This is a genomic window from Vibrio sp. CAU 1672, from assembly GCF_029223195.1.
Classification (GTDB): domain Bacteria; phylum Pseudomonadota; class Gammaproteobacteria; order Enterobacterales; family Vibrionaceae; genus Vibrio.
This window is the reverse complement of sequence record NZ_JARHUF010000013.1, coordinates 87,532-111,204: the sequence shown is the minus strand read 5'-3', so window position 1 is coordinate 111,204 and position 23,673 is coordinate 87,532. Positions and strand designations below refer to the sequence as shown.

At 49.2% G+C, this 23,673-nt stretch carries 18 protein-coding genes; 10 read left to right on the top strand and 8 right to left on the bottom strand.

Going from position 1 to position 23,673, the window contains the following annotated elements; genetic code table 11:
* Positions 1 to 283 precede the first annotated feature (283 nt).
* Positions 284 to 1,390 (top strand): M20/M25/M40 family metallo-hydrolase, encoded by a 1,107-nt coding sequence (locus P2G85_RS13330; protein WP_275864574.1) that lies wholly within the window; start codon positions 284 to 286, stop codon positions 1,388 to 1,390.
* 178 nt (positions 1,391 to 1,568) lie between these two features.
* Here the strand turns inward: P2G85_RS13330 and P2G85_RS13325 are convergent, their stop codons facing one another.
* Positions 1,569 to 2,099 carry a DNA repair protein gene (locus P2G85_RS13325; RefSeq protein ID WP_275864573.1) on the bottom strand — a complete coding sequence of 177 codons (531 nt, stop codon included), beginning with the start codon at positions 2,097 to 2,099 and terminating at the stop codon, positions 1,569 to 1,571.
* Positions 2,100 to 2,518: 419 nt separating this feature from the next.
* On the opposite strand from P2G85_RS13325, the gene P2G85_RS13320 reads away from it, so the two are divergent.
* Together P2G85_RS13320 and P2G85_RS13315 are read left to right on the top strand one after the other, a co-directional pair.
* Positions 2,519 to 2,956 carry a hypothetical protein gene (locus P2G85_RS13320; protein ID WP_275864572.1) on the top strand — a complete coding sequence of 146 codons (438 nt, stop codon included), beginning with the start codon at positions 2,519 to 2,521 and terminating at the stop codon, positions 2,954 to 2,956.
* Entirely contained in the window at positions 2,957 to 3,628 is a 672-nt protein-coding gene (locus P2G85_RS13315) for a Crp/Fnr family transcriptional regulator (RefSeq protein WP_275864571.1), read from the top strand.
* Between the two features lie 49 nt (positions 3,629 to 3,677).
* On the opposite strand, the gene tsgA is transcribed toward P2G85_RS13315, so the two are convergent.
* The 4 genes from tsgA to hrpA form a co-directional block, all read right to left on the bottom strand.
* A complete protein-coding gene (gene tsgA / locus P2G85_RS13310; protein WP_275864570.1) occupies positions 3,678 to 4,847 on the bottom strand; it encodes an MFS transporter TsgA in 1,170 nt (389 codons plus the stop codon).
* 75 nt (positions 4,848 to 4,922) lie between these two features.
* Entirely contained in the window at positions 4,923 to 5,630 is a 708-nt protein-coding gene (deoD, locus tag P2G85_RS13305; protein ID WP_275864569.1) for a purine-nucleoside phosphorylase, read from the bottom strand.
* 243 nt (positions 5,631 to 5,873) lie between these two features.
* Positions 5,874 to 6,353 carry a porin family protein gene (locus P2G85_RS13300; RefSeq protein ID WP_275864585.1) on the bottom strand — a complete coding sequence of 160 codons (480 nt, stop codon included), beginning with the start codon at positions 6,351 to 6,353 and terminating at the stop codon, positions 5,874 to 5,876.
* A 151-nt stretch (positions 6,354 to 6,504) separates the two neighbouring features.
* The gene (gene hrpA, locus P2G85_RS13295; RefSeq protein WP_275864568.1) at positions 6,505 to 10,482 is read right to left on the bottom strand and encodes an ATP-dependent RNA helicase HrpA; all 3,978 of its coding nucleotides are present in this window, start codon (positions 10,480 to 10,482) and stop codon (positions 6,505 to 6,507) included.
* 175 nt (positions 10,483 to 10,657) lie between these two features.
* Here hrpA and P2G85_RS13290 point away from each other — a divergent pair, with 175 nt between their 5' ends.
* On the top strand, positions 10,658 to 11,245 hold the full coding sequence (locus P2G85_RS13290; protein ID WP_275864567.1) for an FMN-dependent NADH-azoreductase: 588 nt from the start codon (positions 10,658 to 10,660) through the stop codon (positions 11,243 to 11,245).
* Positions 11,246 to 11,320: 75 nt separating this feature from the next.
* On the opposite strand, the gene P2G85_RS13285 is transcribed toward P2G85_RS13290, so the two are convergent.
* Positions 11,321 to 12,625, bottom strand: coding sequence for a MipA/OmpV family protein (locus P2G85_RS13285; protein ID WP_275864566.1), 1,305 nt, complete (start codon positions 12,623 to 12,625; stop codon positions 11,321 to 11,323).
* 251 nt (positions 12,626 to 12,876) lie between these two features.
* On the opposite strand from P2G85_RS13285, the gene P2G85_RS13280 reads away from it, so the two are divergent.
* The 3 genes from P2G85_RS13280 to P2G85_RS13270 all read left to right on the top strand — a co-directional run bounded on the left by P2G85_RS13280 (position 12,877) and on the right by P2G85_RS13270 (position 15,680).
* On the top strand, positions 12,877 to 13,227 hold the full coding sequence (locus P2G85_RS13280) for a hypothetical protein (protein WP_275864565.1): 351 nt from the start codon (positions 12,877 to 12,879) through the stop codon (positions 13,225 to 13,227).
* Positions 13,228 to 13,284: 57 nt separating this feature from the next.
* Complete coding sequence (locus tag P2G85_RS13275; protein ID WP_275864584.1) at positions 13,285 to 15,165, top strand: alkaline phosphatase D family protein; 1,881 nt, start codon at positions 13,285 to 13,287, stop codon at positions 15,163 to 15,165.
* A gap of 74 nt (positions 15,166 to 15,239) precedes the next feature.
* Positions 15,240 to 15,680, top strand: a complete 441-nt coding sequence (locus tag P2G85_RS13270) for a TerB family tellurite resistance protein (protein ID WP_275864564.1) — start codon at positions 15,240 to 15,242, stop codon at positions 15,678 to 15,680.
* Positions 15,681 to 15,745: 65 nt separating this feature from the next.
* Here P2G85_RS13270 and P2G85_RS13265 read toward each other — a convergent pair whose 3' ends face one another.
* Together P2G85_RS13265 and P2G85_RS13260 are read right to left on the bottom strand one after the other, a co-directional pair.
* The gene (locus P2G85_RS13265; protein WP_275864563.1) at positions 15,746 to 16,276 is read right to left on the bottom strand and encodes a 3'-5' exonuclease; all 531 of its coding nucleotides are present in this window, start codon (positions 16,274 to 16,276) and stop codon (positions 15,746 to 15,748) included.
* An 82-nt stretch (positions 16,277 to 16,358) separates the two neighbouring features.
* Positions 16,359 to 17,900 carry a sensor domain-containing diguanylate cyclase gene (locus tag P2G85_RS13260; protein WP_275864562.1) on the bottom strand — a complete coding sequence of 514 codons (1,542 nt, stop codon included), beginning with the start codon at positions 17,898 to 17,900 and terminating at the stop codon, positions 16,359 to 16,361.
* A 287-nt stretch (positions 17,901 to 18,187) separates the two neighbouring features.
* Here P2G85_RS13260 and P2G85_RS13255 point away from each other — a divergent pair, with 287 nt between their 5' ends.
* The 3 genes from P2G85_RS13255 to P2G85_RS13245 are packed head-to-tail and all read left to right on the top strand — an operon-like array spanning position 18,188 to position 23,662.
* Complete coding sequence (locus P2G85_RS13255; protein ID WP_275864561.1) at positions 18,188 to 18,820, top strand: DUF2760 domain-containing protein; 633 nt, start codon at positions 18,188 to 18,190, stop codon at positions 18,818 to 18,820.
* Positions 18,820 to 20,796, top strand: coding sequence for an Hsp70 family protein (locus P2G85_RS13250; protein WP_275864560.1), 1,977 nt, complete (start codon positions 18,820 to 18,822; stop codon positions 20,794 to 20,796). The genes P2G85_RS13255 and P2G85_RS13250 overlap by 1 nt, the downstream gene beginning before the upstream one ends.
* A 55-nt stretch (positions 20,797 to 20,851) precedes the next feature.
* Positions 20,852 to 23,662: an Hsp70 family protein gene (locus P2G85_RS13245; RefSeq protein WP_275864559.1), complete on the top strand. Its 2,811-nt coding sequence runs from the start codon at positions 20,852 to 20,854 to the stop codon at positions 23,660 to 23,662.
* The last annotated feature ends 11 nt before the right edge of the window (positions 23,663 to 23,673 follow it).

Genomic DNA, 23,673 nt, shown 5'->3' with positions numbered 1-23,673 from the left:
TTAGAAACGACACGCCTGAGCTTGCCTGCATTAAATTGACTAAATGATCGGCTGATCCATTAAGCCAGGTTATCGGTCATTATGTTTAATATCAGTATTAAATTGGCCATTCGTGACCCTTTCATCATATCCGTAAGTTCAACGGTCAGAATACTGTCAGGCCGCTGAGTTTATTGATTTATCTCACCTTTTCCACAACGTCCCTGTGACATAAAAAGTGCTCTGTTCCCGACCGGGCGCATATTGCATTCCAATGCGCTCGACAACAAAGAGAGATAACCACATGACACAAATCAATCAACAACGTCTGGTTGAACACTTCTGCCAACTAGTCCGTATCGACAGCGAATCAATGAATGAAAAGCAAATCGCTGAAACACTGGCAGAGCAGCTTGGCAGCATGGGCTTTACCGTACATAAACTACCAGTACCCGAGCATATCTCTAACGGTTTCAACGTATATGCACGTCTGGAAGGTAAAAAGGAAGGCTCTATCCTGATGAGCTGCCACATGGATACTGTTACGCCGGGTATTGGCATCGAGCCAATCATCGAAGACGGTATCATCCGCTCTAAAGGCAACACTATTCTGGGTGGCGACGACAAATCCGGTATCGCGGCTATCATGGAAGCAGTACGTTGCATCCAGGCTGAAAACCTGGAACACAAAACCCTGGAACTGGCTTTCACGGTGCACGAAGAAGGCGGCCTGTTCGGCTCAGAATACTTTGATATGGCACACGTAGCTTCTAAACAAGCCATTGTGCTGGATACCGGCGGCCCTATTGGCACCATCGTGACGGCAGCGCCGGGTCAGCAGAAAATCGTTGCAACCATCAAAGGCCGCCCGGCACATGCTGGTCTTGCGCCGGAAGAAGGCATCAGCGCCATTATGGTTGCAGCGGATGCGATCAACCAAATGAAACTGCTGCGTATTGATGAAGAAACCACCGCTAACATCGGCATGGTGAGCGGTGGCCAGGCAACCAACATCGTTATGCCTGAGCTAACCATCGTTGCTGAAGCGCGTTCGTTAAACGGTGAAAAACTCGATGCACAAGTAAACCACATGATCTCGACTTTCGAAGCGGTGGCCGAAAAGCACGGTGCAGAAGTAGAAATTGAATCAAGCCGTGCCTACGATGCATTCGTAATTGAAGAAGGCAACGCACACGTTGCTGAAATCAAAGCGGCATTCGCTGACATGGGCATCGAGGCATTCACTAAAGGCACTGGTGGTGGCAGCGATGCGAACAACTTCAATAAGAAAGGCCTGACAACCGTCAACCTTTCCACCGGTATGGCAAAAGTGCACACCACTGAAGAGTTCATCGCCATTGATGATATGGTGAAGATCACTGAATTTGTTAAGCTGTTCCTGACCAAATAACCCCCGGCTTAGCCAGACTTCCCCTCCCCGCTCAACCAGCGGGAGGGGCATTACTCTCACCGATTAAGTACACGGCACCGCCATAATCACCGTTAAGTCAAGATCATGATAACAGGAGCAGGAATGGTACCGTCGCTTATCTTGCGGGCAAATAATGAGTATCAGGTAAACAACAGAACTATGCGGCTTTATTGTAGAGCGAGGTTATTTCATCTTTTAATGCACATAGATATTCAACATCAAGCATATTTTGCTGATAGTCTTCGTACTGTTTAGAATTATAAAAGTACTCTTGCATATAATTGCTCGGAACCTGACTGAAACACAAGGTTTCCAACTGCTCCTCAAGCTCACTATTTCTTAGCTGGTCATAACTATATGCAGAGCGAAACGTAAACTTATTTTTGACATTTTCTACATATAAGTGACAGTCATTAATAAGTTCTTCCACCCGGTGGATACGCTGTTCCAGCTGCGGCACGCAAGAGGAATTCCAATCATATTTTTCACGTTCAAGCTGCTGCAGAGCACCTCGTTCGATTAATTTGAGGCCAGTTTCTTTGATCTTGATTAGTTCATCCTGCACCCGCATATACTCCGACTCCGCCTTGAGCTGCAAAACCTCCAACTCCAGGGAGAACAACTTTGCTTTCAACTCACTGGCTTGATGCAAGCCTGAAACGACAGCTTGTTTACTAACTCCAAACATAAAAACCTTCGGACAATAAGCGAATATTAAACCGTGACTATTCAAATTAAGGCGCGGTCACCGATAGCCTATGAACTGCACATTTAATATAACAGTAGTCGGTATCTATTCATAATCAAACGACTACAATCAATGCTATCATTAAACACTGCATTTAACTATCTGAATGAATGTCACATAACTCTCTTATTATAAAGGAAATTATTCATATCATTCGACCCAAAATCGATACTAAACAGATTGCAAACATATGCAACAAATGTAATTGCAATTTCCTGTTCGACAAACAGTATAAATAAACGGCCAATGTAACCTATTTCCTTGCGCAAAATATACTGCCCTTAGCGCGAACTGATCCTGCTTTGGTTTTGTTTGAAAGCACGCTAAAATGCCAGCAACCCTATTTTAATCACCTTTTTATGAACAACGCAGATATCGAGCTTCAGCATATTTGGCTGGAAATCCAGGCACAGCGCTGGTCCAATATCGGGCGCTTCTTATTCAGTTACTATTGCTTCCTACATGGATGGGTAACAAAAGCGAATAAGCCCTGTTGGGAAACCGCACGCCGCAAGCTATGCGCATCAAGCACTATTCAGACTCGTAGCCAAACGCTGATTGAGCCACTGGTACCAGAAGACACCGTCATCGGATTACTCAAATCTCACAGTAAATCTGAGCCTTTAAGTCTGATTGAAACCCAAAAAATCCTGACTCAGTTTTTGCACTACGCTGTGATTAGCAAACAGGAAAAGCAGCGCTTGTCGGTCAATATGCCTGCTCACTGGTATCACCAGGATGAGAAACCGTTACAGACAAGATTTGAACAAGCCGGAATTGTGATTAAGGAACAGTAGATGCAGCTGCAAACCTTAGGTAAAGGGCGCTTTGAAACATCCTGGAGTCAGGACAAACAACTTATTGAACATACGATTCGGCAATGCATCTGCACCCGGCGGATTTTTGATGAAAACGAAAAGCTTCTGACCCAAGGGGAGTATGTTGAAAACCTCTATCTTGTCGATTCAGGCCGCATTTCCATGGGCATGACGGCACGAAACGGCCGCACGTTCTTATTGGGGACGCTCGAGTGTGAGCAACAGGTTTTCGGTGAAATGGAGTTTTTTACCGGCTATCGTTGCCAGATGGACATCATCCCGCTGGAGCCGGTCGAGGTGGCCATCATCGATGCACAGAGACTACAACAATGCTTGCTGGAGCAACCGCGGCTATCCCTCTACTTTGCCAGTGCGATTGCGATTGATTATCAGGACACGCTGGAAATCCTCTCAAGGCGGATGCTCTATCCGATCACTTACAACGTGGCGTATGACATTTATCACCAGTACCTGAATGATTTACCCGTTGATGGCTTCCAAAAGAACTATCTAGAAGCGGAACGCTTTGCCACCACTGATCGCGTCTATCGCCGGGCGGTTAAAGAACTGAAAAGTAAAGGACTGATCGCTAAAGAAAAACAGGGTCTGCGGATTCTCGATCTGGATGGATTGAAAGCCTTTTTGGAATGAAAGTAAATGGCAAAAGGTCTGCATCTGAGCAGACCTTTTGCGTTTAAGGTTAAGCCGCTTGTACCTGGGCTTGCCCTACTTTGTATTTCATCGAAACAACCAACATTGCCACAATCACCGCGTAAATTACCGGGATTGCATACATCACCGTCTGCAGACCAACAATGCTCTCCATCACCGAACTGATCGCCGGACTGAACATCGCACCCGCACTGCCGCTGATCAAAATGTAAGACACATTCTTACTGGTGGCACTGCGGACAAAAGAGACACCGTAAGCGATAAAGGCATTATACAGCGCCGCACACGCGAATCCGTAACCGTAGGTCAGGTAGGCCAGCCACTCTAAATTCTCTGTGGATACGATCACACTGGTGATAACCATCGCCACAGAAATGATGGTCAACAGGAAGTACTGGATCTTCATCCGCGATACAATCACGGTTGACACCAGTGCCCCAACCAATGCCGCAGACCAATATTGGGTAATGATGTTGCCGGCCTGCTCGAATGGAATATCAAACTTCTCTTTGACAAACATTGGGGCCCAGGTCAGGAAGGTGTAGAGCGCTAACATACCCAGGAACAGACCCACACCCCCGCTGATGATGCCAAAGTTCCACTCTGATTTCGCTTCCTGTTCAGAGCCAGTTTCGCTGCCACACTGGTTGAAGTTGGTCAACAGGGCGATAAACATCGTCGCCAGCGCCACTACGCCGACGCTGAGGTAGCTGATACTCCAGTTCATAGCATTGGTTAATGCGTAGGTCGTGATCATCGGGAAGACCACCCCGGCGATATTAAACGTCGCATCCTGTACCACCAGCATGGTGCTTTGGATTTTGTCTTTCCATACCGAAACAACGATGGTACCGGCAATACAAAGACCCACACCGCCACAGAAGCCGATAACCGTCATACTCAGCATGACAACCAGCAGGGATGGTGCAAGGTATAAACTAAATGCCGATAAAGCGATAGCAGCATAGCACAGCACGGTCATGCGCTTAATCCCGACTTTCTCAATCAGGAAAAATGCAGCGATGGTACCCGCCAGGGCGCCGCCGTTAAGCAAAGAAAATATCGACGCCACTTCATTTACGTTAGCAGCGAAAGCATGCGCAATCGGTTCGACCAGCATACCAAACTGGGTCGCGAAACCGGCCATAATAAAGTTGGCCAGAAAACTGATAGCGGTGAGTGTCATTTTATTATTCATTGTTCACTCCAAAAGACTCATAGGGTTGATGTTCTATAAAAGTTAGGAGCCGAACTAACCGGCCCCGGGTCTGCGCTACGCGGTTACGGCGGTTTCCAGCGCGATTTCGATCATGTTATTGAAAGAGCGCTGACGCTCCTCAGCGGTAGTCTCCTCACCGGTGATGCAATGATCCGAAACGGTCAGGATCGCCAGTGCCTCAATACCGAACTGATGCGCAAGGCCATACAAGCCAGCCACTTCCATATCAACACCCAGTACACCAAAACGTTCCAGTGCCGGGATCAAATCTTCATCCGGATCGTAATAAAGGTCGCCGGTAAATACATTACCCACTTTTACCTCAATCCCTTTCTGTTTCGCGGACAGATAAGCATGATGCAACAGCTCAAATGTTGCCGAAGTAGCCATATGATAACCGCTGCTGCGCTTGGCGTTAGTTGGTGAGTCCGTACCCGCCGCCTGGGCCAGGATGACATCGCGCATATGAACATCTTTTTGCGTTGCGCCAACACTACCGATACGAATAATGCGCTTCACGCCAAAATCATTAATTAATTCATGACCATAGAGCACCATAGATGGGATACCCATACCATGGCCCATTACGGTGATCCTCTGGCCTTTATAGTAACCGGTGTAGCCCAGCATATTACGGATGTCGGTAACCAACTGCGCATCCTCAAGGTAGGTTTCAGCGATGTACTTCGCCCGAAGTGGATCACCCGGCATGATGACGGTTTCAGCAAAATCTGCTGAGGTTCCTGCAATATGAGCAGTCATAAATTAGTCCTCTTTGGTTCTGATGGCGTCATCATAATGAAAGGAGCTTGTTAAGCTTGAGGACAAAAGTCCGGTTTAAACGGATGAACTCTCATAACGGCACAAACCAAGGAACAAATAATAAAAGGCACCACAAACGGTGCCTTGTCGCCAATTAGTACAAACCAAAAAAAAACATCGGCATATTGCCGATGTTTTACATGCTATACAACGCCCGAACGAAGGGCCAACAACTGGTGTTGCTTATAAAAAGTGGAACGTTGCGTTTAGAGAGAATGTACCAATGTCGTCTTTATCGGCAGTGTAATTCATGTAGCTTGCGCCAAGAGAAACAGGTCCCATCATAAAGTACTCGGCACCAACACCGTACATCACGTCAAAGCCGTCGTCGTTAGACGCACCGGTCACGTCTTCTTTCCACTGGTGAAGGCCACCTTTTGCATAGATATGCAGTGGGCCGAAATCGATACTTGGTTTCAGCGCAGCATAGTAAGACGTCAATTTAGTGTCATTACCATCGACTTCAAATGTACCGTGCTGAGTGATACCCGCTTCAAGACCAATAATAGGCAGAATACCAGTACCGACATGCACTGAGTAAGACGTATCCGTTTCACCCTTGTAATCTGACTGACCAACGGTCGCACCGCCGTAAATCCATGAATCTGCCATCGCTGCAGAAGACGCGCTTAGAAGCGCCACTGCCAATAGAGTTTTCTTCATCATCAACTTTTACTCTTATATTTTTTACCACACCCAGAAACCAGGCATCAGTACTGCAAACTGAAGGAGGCTAACCATTGCCTCCTTCAAAACCAAATGTATCTCTTGCCTAGTTTTCTAGCAAAAAACGTACCGTCAATTTAATGCCAGCTTAACATGCATCAATCGCGTTTTTAACTCGTTTGTCAGAAACCGGATAAGGTGTACCTAATTGCTGAGCAAAATAGCTTACCCGCAACTCTTCGATCATCCAGCGAACTTCCTTTACGTTATCTGGAACCGCCATGCCCTTTGGAATCTTATTCAACAACTCTTTGTAGTCGTTAGCTATCGATTCTATTTTGAGCATGTGCAGGCGATCTTTATTCGGGTCAATCGGCAACTTCTCCATCCTGCGTTCTATCGCTTTCATATAGCGCAGAATATCCGGCAGGCGCTTCCAGCCACACTCAGTGGCAAAACCTTTGAAAATCAATCCTTCAACCTGCGCTTTGATGTCAGACAGGGCAAACGCCATGCTAAAGTCAATCTTGCCTTTAAGCTTTTTGTTAATATTAAATGCCGTGGTCAGAATGGTTTCGACCTGCTTGGCGATGTCGACTACCGTATCACCCAGTTCGGCTCTGACGTGTTCTTTCAGCGCTTCAAACTGTTCCGGCTCCCAAACCAGACCACCCTGCTCTTCAATCAGCTTGTCGACACCACAGGCAATACAGTCATCAATCAGATCCAAGACTTTACCATACGGGTTAAAGTACAAGCCCAGCTTGGATTTATTCGGCAGGTTGGCATGCAGGTACTTGATCGGCGAAGGCACGTTAAGCAAAATCAGGCGTCGTTGACCACCGCGCATCGCAGCGGCCTGATCTTGCTCGGTTTCGTACAGCTTAATTTCCACGCTGTCTTTGCTATCGACAATCGCCGGATAGGCTTTGACCTCGTAGCCACCCCGCTTTTGCTTATACACTTTCGGTAACTGGCCAAAGCTCCAAGTGTGCAATCCCTGTTGCTCAATATCGTCATCGGCCACTTTCGACAGCGTTTCCTGAACTTTGTCTTTTAAGCTCTCTTTTAACTCATAGAGATCTTTGTTTTCCTTCAGCTTACGGTTTCTGTGGTCAACCGCGCGGAAGGTAACCTTCAGGTGTTCCGGAACCTGGCTCAGGTTCCAGTCTTCCCGCAGCACCTCAACCCCGGTCATCCGGCGTAGTTCTTTCTCCAGCGCGTCAAGCAGTGGCATTTCCATTGGCGTCGCCCGCGCCAGAAACGCGTCGGCATAGTTCGGCGCCGGAACAAAATTCTTGCGCAGTGTTTTGGGCAAAGACTTGATCAAGCTGACCACCAACTCATGGCGCAATCCCGGAATCTGCCAGTCAAAGCCGGCAGGCTCAACCTGGTTTAAGATCGGCAGCGGCAAATGCACTGTGACACCGTCACTGTCATCGCCTGGCTCAAACTGATAGCTCAACTTGAGTTTCAAACCACTTTGATGCCAGAAGTTCGGGTAATCCAAATCGGTCACGTGGCTGGCATCGCCCCTGAACAGCATCTCTTTTTCAAAGTTCAGCAGTTCAGGATTGTCTTTCGATGCTTTCTTCCACCAGCTATCAAAGTGCTTACCAGATACGACTGCGGTACCGACACGCTGATCATAAAAATCAAACAGCTCATCATCATCGACCAGAATATCGCGTCGACGGGACTTATGCTCGAGCTCTTCGACTTCCTGTAGCAATCTGCGGTTCTGCTTGAAAAACGCGTGCTTAGTATCCCACTCTCCTTCAACCAGAGCACTGCGAATGAAAATTTCGCGGCTGACCGCTGCATCAATACTGCCATAGTTAACCAGGCGCTTAGGTACGATCGGCACACCGTACAACATCACTTTCTCGTACGCCATGACTGCGGCACGCTTTTTCGACCAGTGCGGCTCACTGTAACTGCGCTTGATCAGGTGCTTCGCCAGCGGCTCAATCCATTCAGGTTGGATCTTGGCAATAACCCGGCCCCAAAGCCTGGAAGTCTCAACCAGTTCTGCCGACATGATCCACTTAGGTTGCTTTTTAAACAAACCAGATGCAGGGAAGATATGGAAGCGCGCATTACGAGCCCCCTGGTACTCATTCTTTTCCTGATCCTTCATGCCGATATGTGACAACAGGCCAACTAAAATCGCACTGTGCACGCTTTGGTATGCCCCCGGCTCATCATTGAGTTTGAACTCCATTTCCCGCATCGACTGATGGATCTGGAAATAGACATCCTGCCACTCGCGGACACGCAGATAGTTAAGATAATCCTGCTTACACTGTTTACGGAACTGATTGCCGGTCAGCGCTTTTTGCTGTTTCTGCAGATATTCCCACAGATTCACAAAAGTCAGAAAGTCCGAGTCTTCATGGAAGAAACGGCGATGCTTATCATCCGACGACTGCTGCTTATCTGATGGACGCTCACGCGGATCCTGAATCGACAGTGCAGACGCAATGATCATCATTTCTTTCAGGCAGCCCAGCTTAGGCGCTTCCAGCACCATTCGCGCCAGACGCGGGTCAATTGGCAGACGGGCTAACTTGCGGCCAATCGGTGTCAGGCGTTTTTTCGGGTCTTTCGCCTCCGCATTTATCGCGCCCAGCTCTTCCAGCAGACGGATACCATCTTGAATATTGCGCTTATCCGGGGCTTCGACAAACGGAAATGCCTGAATATCACCCAAACCCAGTGCCGTCATTTGCAGGATAACCGACGCCAGGTTGGTACGCAGAATTTCCGGATCGGTAAATTCCGGACGGGCGCTGAAATCCTCCTCAGAGTAGAGACGAATACAGATCCCTTCTTCAACACGACCACAACGACCTTTACGCTGGTTGGCGCTCGCCTGTGATACCGGCTCAATCGGCAGGCGCTGCACTTTAGTGCGGTAACTGTAACGGCTGATACGCGCGGTACCCGGATCGATCACATATTTGATGCCCGGTACCGTCAGTGAGGTTTCCGCCACGTTCGTCGCCAGTACAATACGCCGCCCGGCATGGGGTTGGAAAATTTTGTTTTGCTCACCCGCCGACAAACGTGCATACAAAGGTACGATTTCAGTGCTTTTCAGGTTGCGTTTTGACAACGCGTCAGCGGTATCTCGAATTTCGCGCTCACCGTTCATGAAGATCAGGATATCACCCAAGCCTTCATCGCACAGTTCATCGACCGCATCAAAAATACCTTCCAGTTGATCGCGATCGCTGTCGTCATCACCACTTAGCGGGCGGTAACGTGTTTCAACCGGGTAGGTACGGCCCGACACTTCGATGATCGGCGCATTGCCAAAGTGCTGCGAGAAACGCTCCGGGTCAATGGTGGCCGACGTGATGATGACTTTCAGATCCGGGCGGCGTGGCAGCAGCTCTTTCAGATAACCAAGGATAAAGTCGATGTTGAGGCTGCGCTCATGCGCTTCATCGATAATGATGGTGTCATATTGGTTGAGGAAGCGGTCATGCTGGATTTCAGCCAGCAAGATACCGTCGGTCATCAACTTGATTTGGGTATTTTCTGAGATCTGATCGTTAAAACGAACTTTGTAACCAACAAACTCACCCAGTTTGGTCTGCATCTCTTCCGCGATACGGTTTGCAACCGAGCGGGCAGCCAGACGGCGTGGCTGGGTGTGGCCAATCAGGCCAAACTTACCCCGGCCAAGCTCCACACAAATCTTAGGTAGCTGAGTGGTTTTACCTGAACCGGTTTCACCGGCGACGATCACCACCTGGTTCTCTTCAATCGCTTTGGCGATATCATCACGCTTCTGGCTGACCGGCAGCAGATCCGGATATTCAATGTGAGGTCGGGCGCTACCACGCTGTTCCGCTACCATCATTGACTGCGCAATGTCCAACGCGATTTCATCAAAAACCGCATTGCGAGCCGCGTCTTTTTTAATCTTGTTTGCACCCGAGATACGTTTGCTTAAACGAAACCGATCACGCAACATGCACGAGCTGAGCGCTTTGCGCAGTGAAGCCGCATTGTTGGCTTGCGCTTTTTGCTCACCACGAGTGGGTGTAGCCGGCGTTTTGACGCGGGTGTTTTTTTCAGGCTGTGACGAAGTCAAAGCGTTTCCTATTCTTTTCATTACATAAAACTGCGCGGATTGTACCACACACCGAGGTAAACGGGGCAACCGAAACCATCGTCAAACTCTTATTCAATTTTTTCGAACGACTAGAGCGAAACGCTCGGCTTATCTTGAAGCACTGACCGTCATAGAATGGCCGCTATAGGCTGATACAACCAATAGGAACAACATTATGTCTCGTGTACTTGCATTAAAATCCAGCATTCTTGGCGATTACTCTCAATCCAACAAACTCATTGAAGAGTTCATCCAGCACGTTGACCAGGACAAGTTAACCGTACGTGACCTGGCGGCAAACCCGCTACCAGTGCTGGACTTTTCAGTAGCAACGGCACTGCGCGCGACTGAAGATCTATCTCAGGAGCAACAACAGGTGGTGAACCTGTCAGATACCCTGATCGAAGAAGTCAAAGCCGCCGATACCCTGATCATCGCAGCACCAATGTATAACTTCACCATCCCGACACAGCTGAAAAACTGGATTGACCTGATTGCCCGCGCCGGTGTGACGTTCAAATACACCGAAAATGGCGTCCAAGGGTTAATCCAAGGTAAAAAGGCGATTATCGTCACCACCCGCGGTGGTATTCATAAGGACGCACCAACCGACAATATCACCCCTTACCTGCGCACTGTGCTAGGTTTTGTCGGCATCACTGATGTGGAGTTTGTCTACGCAGAAGCACTCAATATGGGTGAAGAGCCGGCTGCCAAGGGCCTGGCTGATGCCGGTGATAAACTGGCTGCGCTGCAGGCTTAACGCTTCAGCAGCGAAGTGACCCAGTATAAAGACACAAAGCCCTCGCTATTGAGGGCTTTGTGTCTCGGGCAACCGCTAAAACTCATACTGGAAGTAAACCGTGTTATAGTTACTCCCCCCTTTGATCCGGCCAAACTGAGACGCACTCTCAAAGATGGCTGAGCGATGATGGAGTGAATAACCCACCCACATATTTTTCCAGTGGCTTTGGTTAAACAATTCACCCACATTGACATCAAACGAGAAATCCAGATAGTTGAGTAACTTACTCGGCGTATAGCCTTTGCGCTCCATTTCAGAACCTTCAATGTAGGTAATGCTGTCTACATAAGACAGCCCTTCCGCCACGCCGAAACGCCATTGCGTCGGCCAGTTGAAGGTGTAATAGGCTTTGATGGCCGCGACAAACTCGGTACTGGCAGACTGAACCTCTGATGGCCAGTGGTGTACCAGCCCCGGAGTTAAGTAGATGTCCAACGGAAAACCAAACAGTTCATCGGTCAGCGGGTGGCCATAAAACACTGAGCTCAGCTGGTTATTATACTCGTCTTTTTCACGTGCAAAGTTAAAGATCTCACCAATGTTAGACGGTGTTGCCCAGCCATGAGCGACTCTCAGGTAGGCATCATTGCGTAATACGGGTTTTCGCGACTTGCCCTTTTCGTTAAAAAAGCCAAAACCGACCATCACCTCACCCTGATAGCGCTCTTCCACAATATCACTACGATAAGCAGCATTATCAAGACGGGTAACACTGGTTTCACCCAGCAGGTATAAATTAGAGATCACATGATAACGCGCTTTGATGCCAAGGTTTGCATCGATACCCGCCCCTATGTTCTGCCGGGTATAATCGGAGAACGCATAGTATTCACTGTTAAAATCCGCACTTTTATAACGAAACGTTAACGACGGCTCCAGATCCCAGTCACCCAGGTGATAGCTGGCCGCCAGACGATAGTTGGCATGGAGCTGAAACTCATCATCACTCATCGCTTCCACTTCAGCACGCCAGTGATCATCAAACCGATAACGAAGCTGCGCCCCGATATCAACCCGATCCCCTTCTAAGGTGTTCTGCACCGATTTTGGCACATCAACAAAACGTAAGCGCATAATGGCATTCGCCTGCCAGTTCGATTGCGGATTATCATAAAGATGGAAGCCCCCCTCCACCCCATCGATATACAGGTGTTCATTGTTAAAAAACATCATGGGTACAAATGTACTCACGGACGCATCATCGTTTGCCGTATAAAAAGGTATCGACGCAGAACGAACCATGGCGGCAATCCCCCACTCCTGTTCTTGCGCTGCCAATGCCGGCAGTGAAATGACACTCAGCGCCAATGGCCAAACGGTCTGTTTCAATCTGTTCATGACACTCCCAAAATTGGTTGAGAAAAGTGCAAACAAACATGGTTAATCATTTTGGCTTATGTTCTTTGATGTTTAGCCGTTACAATGGTTAACCGGTTTATTGGGCTCGGTTAAAATGAGCTCAATCGGGCAATAAAAAACACCGTACGTGTTTTTGGGAACTTTATCACGGTTACGATCCAAGTCGTCGCTTTTTTTCAATAACTAACAATAAGATAACCCAGGTCATCGCGTTACAATAGCCAGGCACCATGAAAGCTTCAAAACTCATCTCTATTCTCAATAATCTACCAGCAAACTGCGATCCAGACGTCGTGATGGGTGAAACCTGGTTGCCGGAAAGGTTAGTTGATACCACAATAGACGACAATATGCTGTTCTTACAGTTTGATAACGCCCCCGAGGAAAATCAAGGTGATGAAGAAGGCCGTGGGTTTGTCGATCACGAAATCGCATTAATCCGCAAAAGATTGCAGCAAGTCCTTGACGAAGATGCTGATTCCGCCACCAAAGCCGATGCCCTGCTGGGCCTGTTCCTGATGGGGCATGAACTGAGCAGCTCGGAGATTGTAGAGCTGCTTGAACAAGAAGCCGAACCATAAGGAATACCGGTAGCCGTGACTGTCTCTCCCCCATTACCGCTGATCATTACCGGGCCGATGCTGCGCAAAATAAGCGCCGAAGAAGTCACCCTCTGGCTGGTCACCACACAGCGGTTAGAAGGTGAGGTGGAAATTGTCGACGCGACAAACGGTACCCCGATTTATAAACAGGCTATCTGCGCTGAACAACAGGTGCAGGTGGGCGCACAAGCCTGGGTTTGCCTGTTGCACTTATCGGGTAACTTTCCCACTCAGCGGGCGTTAACCTATCAGCTCTATACCCAGCACGGCACGTTGAGCGACCTACTGCCCGAACTCTGTTATTGCCAGCCTTCAGAGCCACCAAACGGGGTGACATTCCAGATCAGCGATAGAGCCGATTACCTTTTGCATGGCTCCTGTCGCAACCCACACCACTTCAGTCAGGATGCTCTGGTGGCGTGCGATGAAAAAATGGCTTCACTTGAGCTGAGCGAGCGGCCGGACATGCTGATCATGAGTGGGGATCAAGTCTACGGCGATCACGTTGCCGGGCCAATGCTGGACGCCATCGAACAAACCATTGAGTTACTCGGCCTACCGGCAGAATCCTTTGAGCAGGCTGTCATTAAAGATACCAGCGCACTTTACAATCACCCCGGCTGTTATTATGGCCGTGACGCGATACTGCCCAATTATGTCGATAGCAACAGTCTGCTGAGCAAGCTTTTTTCCAAGCGATATAAGCAGATATTCAGCGCAAAAGAGATTGAAAATCATCTAATTAGCTTTGCTGAGTTCTTTGCCATGTATTTATTAGTCTGGTCACCGACTGTCTGGCAACTGATTAATCCGGACAGGCTCAGAGATCGTAGATTTACCAGCGGCGGGATACCCCTTTCACCGCAATGGCAACAGCATTGGTACGACGAAAAAACCAATATTGATGCTTTCGTCGCCGGGCTGGGCAAAGTACAACGTTTACTGGCACACATTCCCAGCTACATGATTTTCGATGATCATGACATTACCGATGACTGGAACCTGACCATCGGCTGGGAGAAAGCCGCCTATGGACACCCGTTTTCCAAACGCATTATCGGCAACGGGCTGATCGCTTACTGGCTCTGTCAGGGCTGGGGTAACGCACCGGAAAAATTTGATCAGACCTTTCATCACCACGCTCGCAGGTTCTTTTCCAGTTTAACCAGTGACGCACATGATGCATTTATTCAACACCTCTATCGGTTTGAAAACTGGCACTACACCATCAATACTTCGCCCAAAGTGGTGGTGCTGGATACCCGGACCCGCCGCTGGCGCTCTGAGTCACGTATGAACAAGCCTTCAGGGTTGATGGACTGGGAAGCACTGATTGAGTTTCAGCAGGAACTGTTGCACCAGGATAAGGTAGTCATTGTCTCAGCTGCGCCTATGTTTGGCGTCAAGTTTATTGAGACGTTACAGCGTGTCGTTACCAGTTTGGGCAAACCACTGATGGTAGATGCAGAAAACTGGATGGCACATCCGGGCAGCGCCAATACCCTGATCAGTATCTTCACTCACACTAAGACGCCAACCAATTTTGTCATTCTCTCTGGCGATGTCCACTACTCCTTCGCTTACGATATTAAGCTTCGCTACCGCAAAAACAGCCCGAACATCTACCAAATTACCTGCAGCGGGATCAAAAACCGGTTCCCGGTTAAGCTGCTGAAATTTTGCGACAGTATGGACCGCCTGCTCTACAGCCCCCGCTCACCACTGAACTGGTTTACCAAGCGCAAGCGACTCAAAATATTCAAACGCTCCCCAGGTAACCACTCCTTTTATCGCTTGGTCAACCACAGTGCGATTGGTGAGTTACGGTTAGATAATGAAGGTAAACCTCAAAGAATCAGTATACTAACCGCAGAAGGAAACGAAATTTCTTTTCCGGCTACCGAAAAAATCGACTGAAAATAACCCGCAAGCCTTGAGATATACGTATAACGCTATCATGTTAGTACTAATTGAAAAAACTGAGCACGATTATGTTTAACTCACTCACGTCATTGTTTAAAAGCCTGCTAGAAGGAACAGACTTGTCGAAAGCGGCCACCTCTTCCCCTGACCTGGCGATTGCCTGTCTGTTATGTGAAGTGGCCGGAGCGGATTATCAGATAGACGATACCGAGCTGGCAACAAAACGCACGCTGCTGATGAAGTTACTCTCTGTTAGTGAGGCAGAAAGTGAAGAGCTCCTGGCACAAGCACAGATGAAGATCGCGGAATCCGCTTCACTGTATGACTTTACCTCGCAGTTACGCGAACTCAGCCAGGAAAAGCGCTATGAACTGATCAAAAGTATGTGGCAAGTTGCGTATGCCGATGGTCAAATCGATCCACTTGAAGACGCGGTGATCCGAAAAACCGCAGAACTGTTGTATGTAGACCACCACGACTTTATCCGTGCCAAACTGCAATCTCAGTAAGTTGACACCGACAACCAAAAAACGCGCCGTAATGGCGCGTTTTTTAATGTTCTGACAGTTTTCGCTCACAGCATGGTAAGCGCAAGCTTAGCCAAATTGTAGGCATCCACATAACCCGAATGCTGGCGCCCTTCCCATTCGATGCCTTTGGCTTCCTGCGCAGCTTTGTGTCCAATCCGTTTGTCTTTGAGCCGGTTTTGGATCCGGTAGAGTGTGGCTAAGTTTATAAACTCAACAAACGGTGCATCGATACCTTTCTGTTCACACTCCTGGAAAAGGACCTGATCATCCCGTCCCCACGAGGCAAAAATTTTATTGCGGCCACCAAAATTTTTGATCATCGATTTGATGACGTCTTGTAGCGGCCGGCCCTGTTTTTCAATTTTCCGCGGTGTAATGCCGGTTAATTCACAACAAAATTTAGAAACCTCATCGTGCTCCGGTTTCACAAAATACTGAGCTCGCTTAACGATCTCACCCTTCGACAAATCTATCTCTGCTAAGCCGACTTCAATGATTTCACCTGTACGGCCAACGCCATCTTCGTTCCAGCAGCACATTTCCAAATCAAAGCAGACGACGCGGTTATGATTCATAGTTTGTCATGGTTCCTAAGCTAAAAATGAAAACGTGAAATTCTACATTAACCATTAGAAAAACTCGAATCGACTCGTTGAATTAATCAGCGATTGATACTGAATTACGGCCTTTTTCTTTGCTGTTATACATTTGAACATCCATCTTGTGGTACAACTCTGTAGGATCCTCACCAGCATACAGTACCGCGCCGATACTCAGAGAACAGTTGATCGATGCCCCCTTCCACTGAAATGGGGTACTGGACACCTTCTCACGCAACTTCTCCAGATAACCGGCTAGCTCTCTTTTGTTCCCGACCCGGGACAAGATACAAAACTCATCCCCACCGGTTCTGAACAGTGGGTCTCCGCCATGCAGGGACTCCTTAACCAACCCAGTGACATGAACCAGAGTTTGGTCACCGACCAGATGACCAAACTCATCATTGATCTGCTTAAAGTGGTCGATATCAAAACCTATTAGTGCAAAGAATGCATCATGATCAATGAATTTGCGCAGGTAGCGATTGAACACACGGCGGTTACGTAAGTGGGTCAGCGGATCGCGCTCAGCCATGATTTTGAGCTCTAAGGTTTTCTTATCGAGCATCTCCGCGATGCGCTCTTTTTCCCGGGTCTGCAAATTGATGATGTAACTGATCAAGCTCGCAATCAGAACGCCGGTCAGCGCAATAGCATACAAAATAAACTGATCCCAAGCGCTAAGCGTGTCAGATAACTTAAACTCTAGCGACCATTGGCGGTTTGGCAGTTCGATATACTTCTTCAACACCCGACCGGTTTTGCTCTCCCAACCGTCACTCTGGAACAAAACCGGGTCGTCGTCAGCCTCGAACCCCAAGTCCATGACTTTTACCAACATGTTTATTTCGGTTGACGTAGAGGAGATCAGCTCATCGAAATACACGCTGGTTCGCACCACCCCAATCACCACCCCCAACAGGCTGTGATCCTGACGGTCAAAGACCGGATGGTAAATCAGCATGCCGTTTTTTTTAACCGACTTATCAATGCCATCCTGAAGCAGCCGTACCTTGTCGGAGACATTTGCCCGCCCGTTTTGAGTAATATCATCAAGGATCAGGCTAAAACGCTGCCTGGATGAATAGAAACCCATAACCTCAATATTTTGCTTATCGCGGGGATAAACGTCTGACGCAATAAAAACGGGCTGGTTACCTTCTAAGAGGTAGCCACTGATTTTATTTCCGTTTTTTGGCACCGTATATGGTGTGTAGCCGGGAAACACCACCCGCATCTTTTCGGTATGCGCGGGCAATTCTTCCGCTGAGACCTTCTGCATCCACTGCAGTGAAATCAAACTTGCCGAACCATTAACCACCTGGCGGGCATAAATCGGGAACTGATGCCAGTAAGCTCGGTCGACAGAATGGTAAAAGTTGGCACCGGCGCCAATAAATTCCAGATCATTTTCCAGAAACTCTTGTAAGACGTCAGCCTGACGCTCAGCCAGACCATCAAACATGCGTAAGGTATAACGCTGTTGAATGCTGTAGGCAACCACAACAAAAACGACAGTAACCATCATTACCGCCAGAAAGGCAATAACTGAAGGAAAATAGCGCTTAATCACGTTGTTAGAAATAGTGCTGTTTATCATCCTGTGGCCCATGTCGGTAGAGTAATTACTATCCGATATAAGTTAAATAGTGCGCGAGGGTGAGATTAACTTCAAGTAACAACCCTATTGACTCGAATATTCGCTGCATTTTTCAACGGATCATGCGCTATGTTCACGAATTATTACAGCCTTAAGGCTTGATTATGCTAACATCCACCATCATTTTAATGTCTTAACTGGGTGCAAGTCACAAAGTTGACCTTTACTTAGATTTTAATTGAGCCAACCCTAAGCACCTGTAAATCAATAAATAGAGATAAATCATCATGAACATTGATTTGAACCTGATTCCTCACACGTTTGATATGCTTCACGCGGGCCTGACAGCATCAAGCGTTTTATTACTCCTTGTTGCCGTTTCTCGTAAATCCAAAGTCGTTGAGAAAATCGTTGAAAAACCGGTAGAAAAAATCGTCGAAGTCGAAAAACCAGTAGAAAAAATCGTCGAAGTCGAAAAAGTGGTAGAAGTTGAAAAAGTCATTGAAAAAGTCGTCGAGGTTGAGTCGAAACTGGCAACAGCTTCAACGGATTCAGCAATGCAGCTGCTGTCTATTATGCAGCAAGAAGCTCGCCTGATTGACTTCCTGCAAGAAGATTTGACCTCATTCTCAGATGAAGAAGTGGGCGCAGCAGCACGAGTTATCCACACCGGTGGGCAAAAAGTGCTGAACGATTACGTGACACTGGCACACGTACGCAATGAAGACGAGGAAACTCGCATTACGGTTGAAGATGGCTTCAATCCGCAGGAAATTCGCCTGACTGGCAACGTAACCGGCAGTGCGCCATTTAGCGGCACTCTGGTCCACAAAGGTTGGAAAGCTACATCTATGAACCTGCCAAAACTGGCGGAGAACTACGATGCATCAGTCATCGCCCCAGCTGAGGTTGAGCTGTAATGGAACACATGAACCAAGAAAACAATTCTCACGAACAACAAAGCCAGGCGGCCGCTGAACAGCAGTCTCCAAAATTCAGTGTCGGTATTGACTTAGGTACCACGCACTGCGTGATGTCTTTCATCGATACCCACGATGAAGAGTCACGCGTGCAAGTCATGCCAATTCCGCAGTTAACCGCACCGGGCACAGTCGAAACTCGCAGCCAGCTAGGCTCGTTTCTCTACCAACCACACGAACACGAAATGAATCCCGCTTCACGGGTTCTGCCGTGGTCTGGAGAACCAAGAGCCCTGGTGGGAGCCATCGCGCGTAACTTGGGCTCTAAAACACCTATTCGTTTGGTCGCCAGCGCTAAATCATGGCTTTGTCACGGCGGGGTAAACCGTCGTGAAGCATTTTTACCGGCAGGTAGCCCGGAAGAAGTTGCTAAAGTCTCGCCACTGCGTGCAACAGAACTGTACCTCGAGCACCTTAAAGATGCGTGGAACCACACCCACCCGCATGACTCCCTCGCGGAGCAAGATGTCACGATCACCGTTCCTGCTTCATTCGATCCGGCCGCTCGTGATCTGACCGCAGAAGCGGCGCGAAACGTTGGCTTTGTCCATCTGACCCTACTTGAAGAGCCTCAAGCGGCACTGTACAACTGGATCGACAACAGCAACGACAATTGGCGTGATGAAGTCGAAGTGGGTGATGTCGTACTGGTTGTCGATATCGGCGGGGGTACAACTGACCTGTCTCTGGTGGAAGTCACTGAAGATGAGGGCAACCTGACGCTGAACCGGATTGCAGTCGGTGAACACATCCTGCTTGGCGGTGATAACATGGATCTGGCGTTGGCCTACCGCCTTAAAATGAAACTCGCACAAGAAGGCAAAGAGCTGCAACCATGGCAAGTTCAGGCGATGACCCACGCCTGCCGCGACGCCAAAGAATCCCTGCTTAACGACAGCGAACTGCAGTCTGTGCCGATCGTAGTCCCAAGCCGCGGCTCTAAGCTGCTCGGTGCAACACTGAAAACCGAACTGACTCAGGAAGAAGTACAGCAAACCCTGGTGGATGGCTTCTTCCCGAAAGTAGCTGTTACCGATCACCCGGTCCAACGCAACCGTGGCGCGTTAACCCAGATGGGTCTGCCTTATGCGCAAGATGCGGGCATTACGCGTCATATTGCCGCATTCTTGTCTAAGCAGGCCAATGCACTTTCACCATCAGGAAACGGTGGCGAACCTGCACAGGCGCAGGATTTCAACCCGTTTGCTAATATGCCGGGCATGCCGGGGGCAGAGACTGCTCAATCAGGAGAGTTCATTAAACCAACGGCAATCCTGTTCAATGGTGGCGTGCTAAAATCAACGCTGTTAGCAACTCGACTGGAAGAAACGCTCAACGAATGGCTGATTAACGCAGACGCAGAAATGGCAAAACGCCTGTCTGGTGTTGATCTGGATCTCGCTGTTGCCAGCGGCGCAGCTTATTACGGCTCTGTGCGCCACGGTCAGGGCGTGCGTATCCGCGGTGGTATCGCCTCGGCTTACTATGTCGGTATCGAAAGCGCCATGCCAGCAATCCCGGGCATGGCACCACCAATGGAAGCCCTGTGTGTGGCACCATTCGGTATGGAAGAAGGCTCAGGCGTTGATGTACCAAGCCAGGAGTTTGGCCTGATCATCGGTCAGCCAGTAAACTTCCAGTTCTTTGGCTCAACAGTGCGCCGTGATGATCTGGCGGGTACCCACCTGGATCATTGGGCGCCGGATGAACTGGAAGAGCTACCAGAAATCCAGGTAACGCTACCTGTATCCGAAGGCCGACGTGAAGGTGAAGTGGTTCCGGTCACTCTGGCTTCTCGCGTCACTGAACTGGGTACCCTTTATCTGGAAGCCATTGCCACCGACAACGGTCAGAAATGGCACGTTGAGTTTGATGTGCGCGAAGACGCGAAAAACGACTCCAGCGAAGAAGAATAACTAAAAATTCAACGGCATCCATACGGGTGCCGTTTTCAAATACACGAAGGTTTGTATGGCATCTCCCCGTTTTCTTGTCGGTATCGACCTTGGAACCACCAATACTGTGGTGGCCTACTGTGAAATAACTGACAACCTTGAACAATCCCCTGTTTCCCTATTTGATATTGACCAGTTAATCGGTCCCGGCGAAGTGGTACGTAAACCGCTATTGCCCTCTTTCCGTTACCATCCGGCGCAGAGTCAGATCTCCCCTGCTGATTTAACTCTACCGTGGGAACATCAACCGGTTTCCGGTGATATCAGCAATGTCATCGTTGGTGAATGGGCGCGCGAACTGGGCGCAAAAGTTGAAGGCCGTCAGGTTTCCAGCGCCAAAAGCTGGCTGTCCCACCAGGCCGTTGACCGCAGCTCAGACATCCTGCCTTGGGCTGGCACACAAGATGTCGATAAAGTTTCCCCTGTAATTGCCAGCGCCAGTTATCTTAACCACATCCGTCAGGCATGGAACTACCGCCACCCAAGCAACAGGCTGGAGGAGCAGGATGTGGTGGTTACCGTCCCGGCATCGTTTGATGAAACTGCGCGTAAACTGACACTTGAAGCCGCACAACTGGCTGGCCTGGGCAACATCATACTGCTCGAAGAGCCACAAGCGGTATGTTATGACTGGTACGCCCGCCACCAGCAGACCGCGGCTGACAAGTTAAAAGCACTGCCACTTATCCTGGTGTGTGACGTAGGTGGTGGTACCACCGACTTGAGTTTAATTGAAGCTAAATATAAGGGTGGCGAACTGGCACTGGACCGTATTGGCGTTGGTGAGCACTTAATGCTAGGGGGTGATAACCTCGATTTAGCCCTGGCCCATCTGGCAGAAAGCCGCTTCAGCCAGAGTAAAAAACTCACCGCAGCAAGCCTGACGAAACTGATCCAACAGACTCGGAAAGCCAAAGAGAACCTGCTTTCAGCTGATGCGCCGGATGAGGTAAAAATCACCATGCTGGGCAGCGGCTCCAGGCTGCTTGGCGGCACCAAAAGCATCGCTCTGAGTAAACAAGAAGTACACCAAATTGCGCTGGATGGCTTTTTCCCGCTGTCGGATTTCAGCCAGGTGCCAGACAGACGCCGCAGCGCTGTGGTGGAGTTTGGCCTGCCTTATGTCGCCGACCCTGCGGTCAGTAAGCACATCGCCGAGTTCCTGACCCAACATCAGCACGTTTCACGCGCAGCACTGGGGATTGAAGACGATAAGCAGCCCGCTATTCCTGTTGGCCTGCTACTAAACGGCGGGGTATTCAACAGCGACCTGGTCACTGAACGGGTAACGCGCCTGCTCTCTGACTGGCGCGGCGCCCCGGTCACGGTATTGGACAACCCACATCCGGATTGGTCGGTAGCCCTCGGTGCCGTCGCCTTTGGTAAAGCCCGCCGTGGTGCTCAGCTTAAAATTGGTGGCGGAGCTGCCCGCTCTTACTTCCTGCATCTGCAAGAGAAGAACAGGATGGGCAAAGCACTGTGTCTGCTGGCGAAAGGCACTGAAGAAGGCGATGAAATCCGCTTAAGCGGCCGGCGTTTCTCGCTGACACTTGGTGAACCGGTGCGTTTCAATCTGCTGACCTCAACCCACGACACACTCAGCAATGATGCCACCATTCAAAACGGCATGATGACCGATGTCGATCCTGATCTGTTTGCACCCCTGCCCCCCTACATCACCACACTGGAAGGCGAAGGCTCCGAGCTACACGCCAACCAAAAAGAACGGGTCGAAGTTCAGCTAGCCTGTCAGTTAACTGAAGTCGGCACATTGAAGATGGAGTGCGTCAGCGTAAACGACGACAGTAAACGCTGGGCGCTGGAGTTTGAAGTTCGCAACAAGCAGGCTGATGACAGCGAACAATTGCAACTTCATCCACGGCTCAATGAGTGCCAGCATCTCATTGCTCGCCTGTACAGCGGTAATAAGAAGAGCGCGGACAGCAAAGAGATCAAAACGTTAGCCAAAGATCTGGAGAAACGGCTCGGCAAACGTGATGAATGGGACTTCACCACTCTTCGTCAGTTGTTTGATGCTTTTGCCCAGGGACGAAAACGTCGCCGCCGCTCTGAACAGCACGAAAAAAACTGGCTGCGCTTAGCTGGTTTTGCCCTGCGTCCTGGCTTTGGCGATGCCACCGATTCGTGGCGTATCGAGCAAATCTGGAGTCTGTATCAACAAGGCATTCAGTTTAAAAACCATCAGGGCTGGACAGACTGGTGGGTATTCTGGCGACGTATTGCCGGTGGGTTAAGTCAGGAACAGCAAGAAACCATCCTGGCCGATATCGCCAAATACCTCCACCCTGGGGCAATGAAAAACCCACAATCGGCCAAAGCCGCACAGGACATGGGTTATGAATCCATGGTACGCCTGTCAGCCTCGCTGGAGCATCTGGAAGTCGAAGACAAAGTACTGCTGGCAAGTTGGTTCCTGAGTAAAGCTCTCAACCTGAACCAGTTTGAGCAGGCGCACTGGTGGGCAATAGGCCGCCTGGCTTCCCGGACGCCATTATACGGCAGCCAACACAACGTCGTTCCCCGTGAACAGGTGGAACAGTGGTTGCCTAAACTGATGGAGCAGAACTGGCAAAAAGAACCCATGATTGCCTTCGCTGCGGTGATGATGTGCCGTAAAACAGGTGACCGCTTATTTGACATTTCAGATGATTTTCGCCGCCAGATGTTGGCCAAACTCAAGCTGAGCAAAGTGCCGGCGTCTTGGGTGGAACTGGTTGAAGATGTCAAAGATCTGTCAGAAAGTGAATCCAGACGCGTATTCGGCGATGCCCTGCCAAGCGGCTTGACGTTAGTTCCGCATCCGTAACCGATTACCCA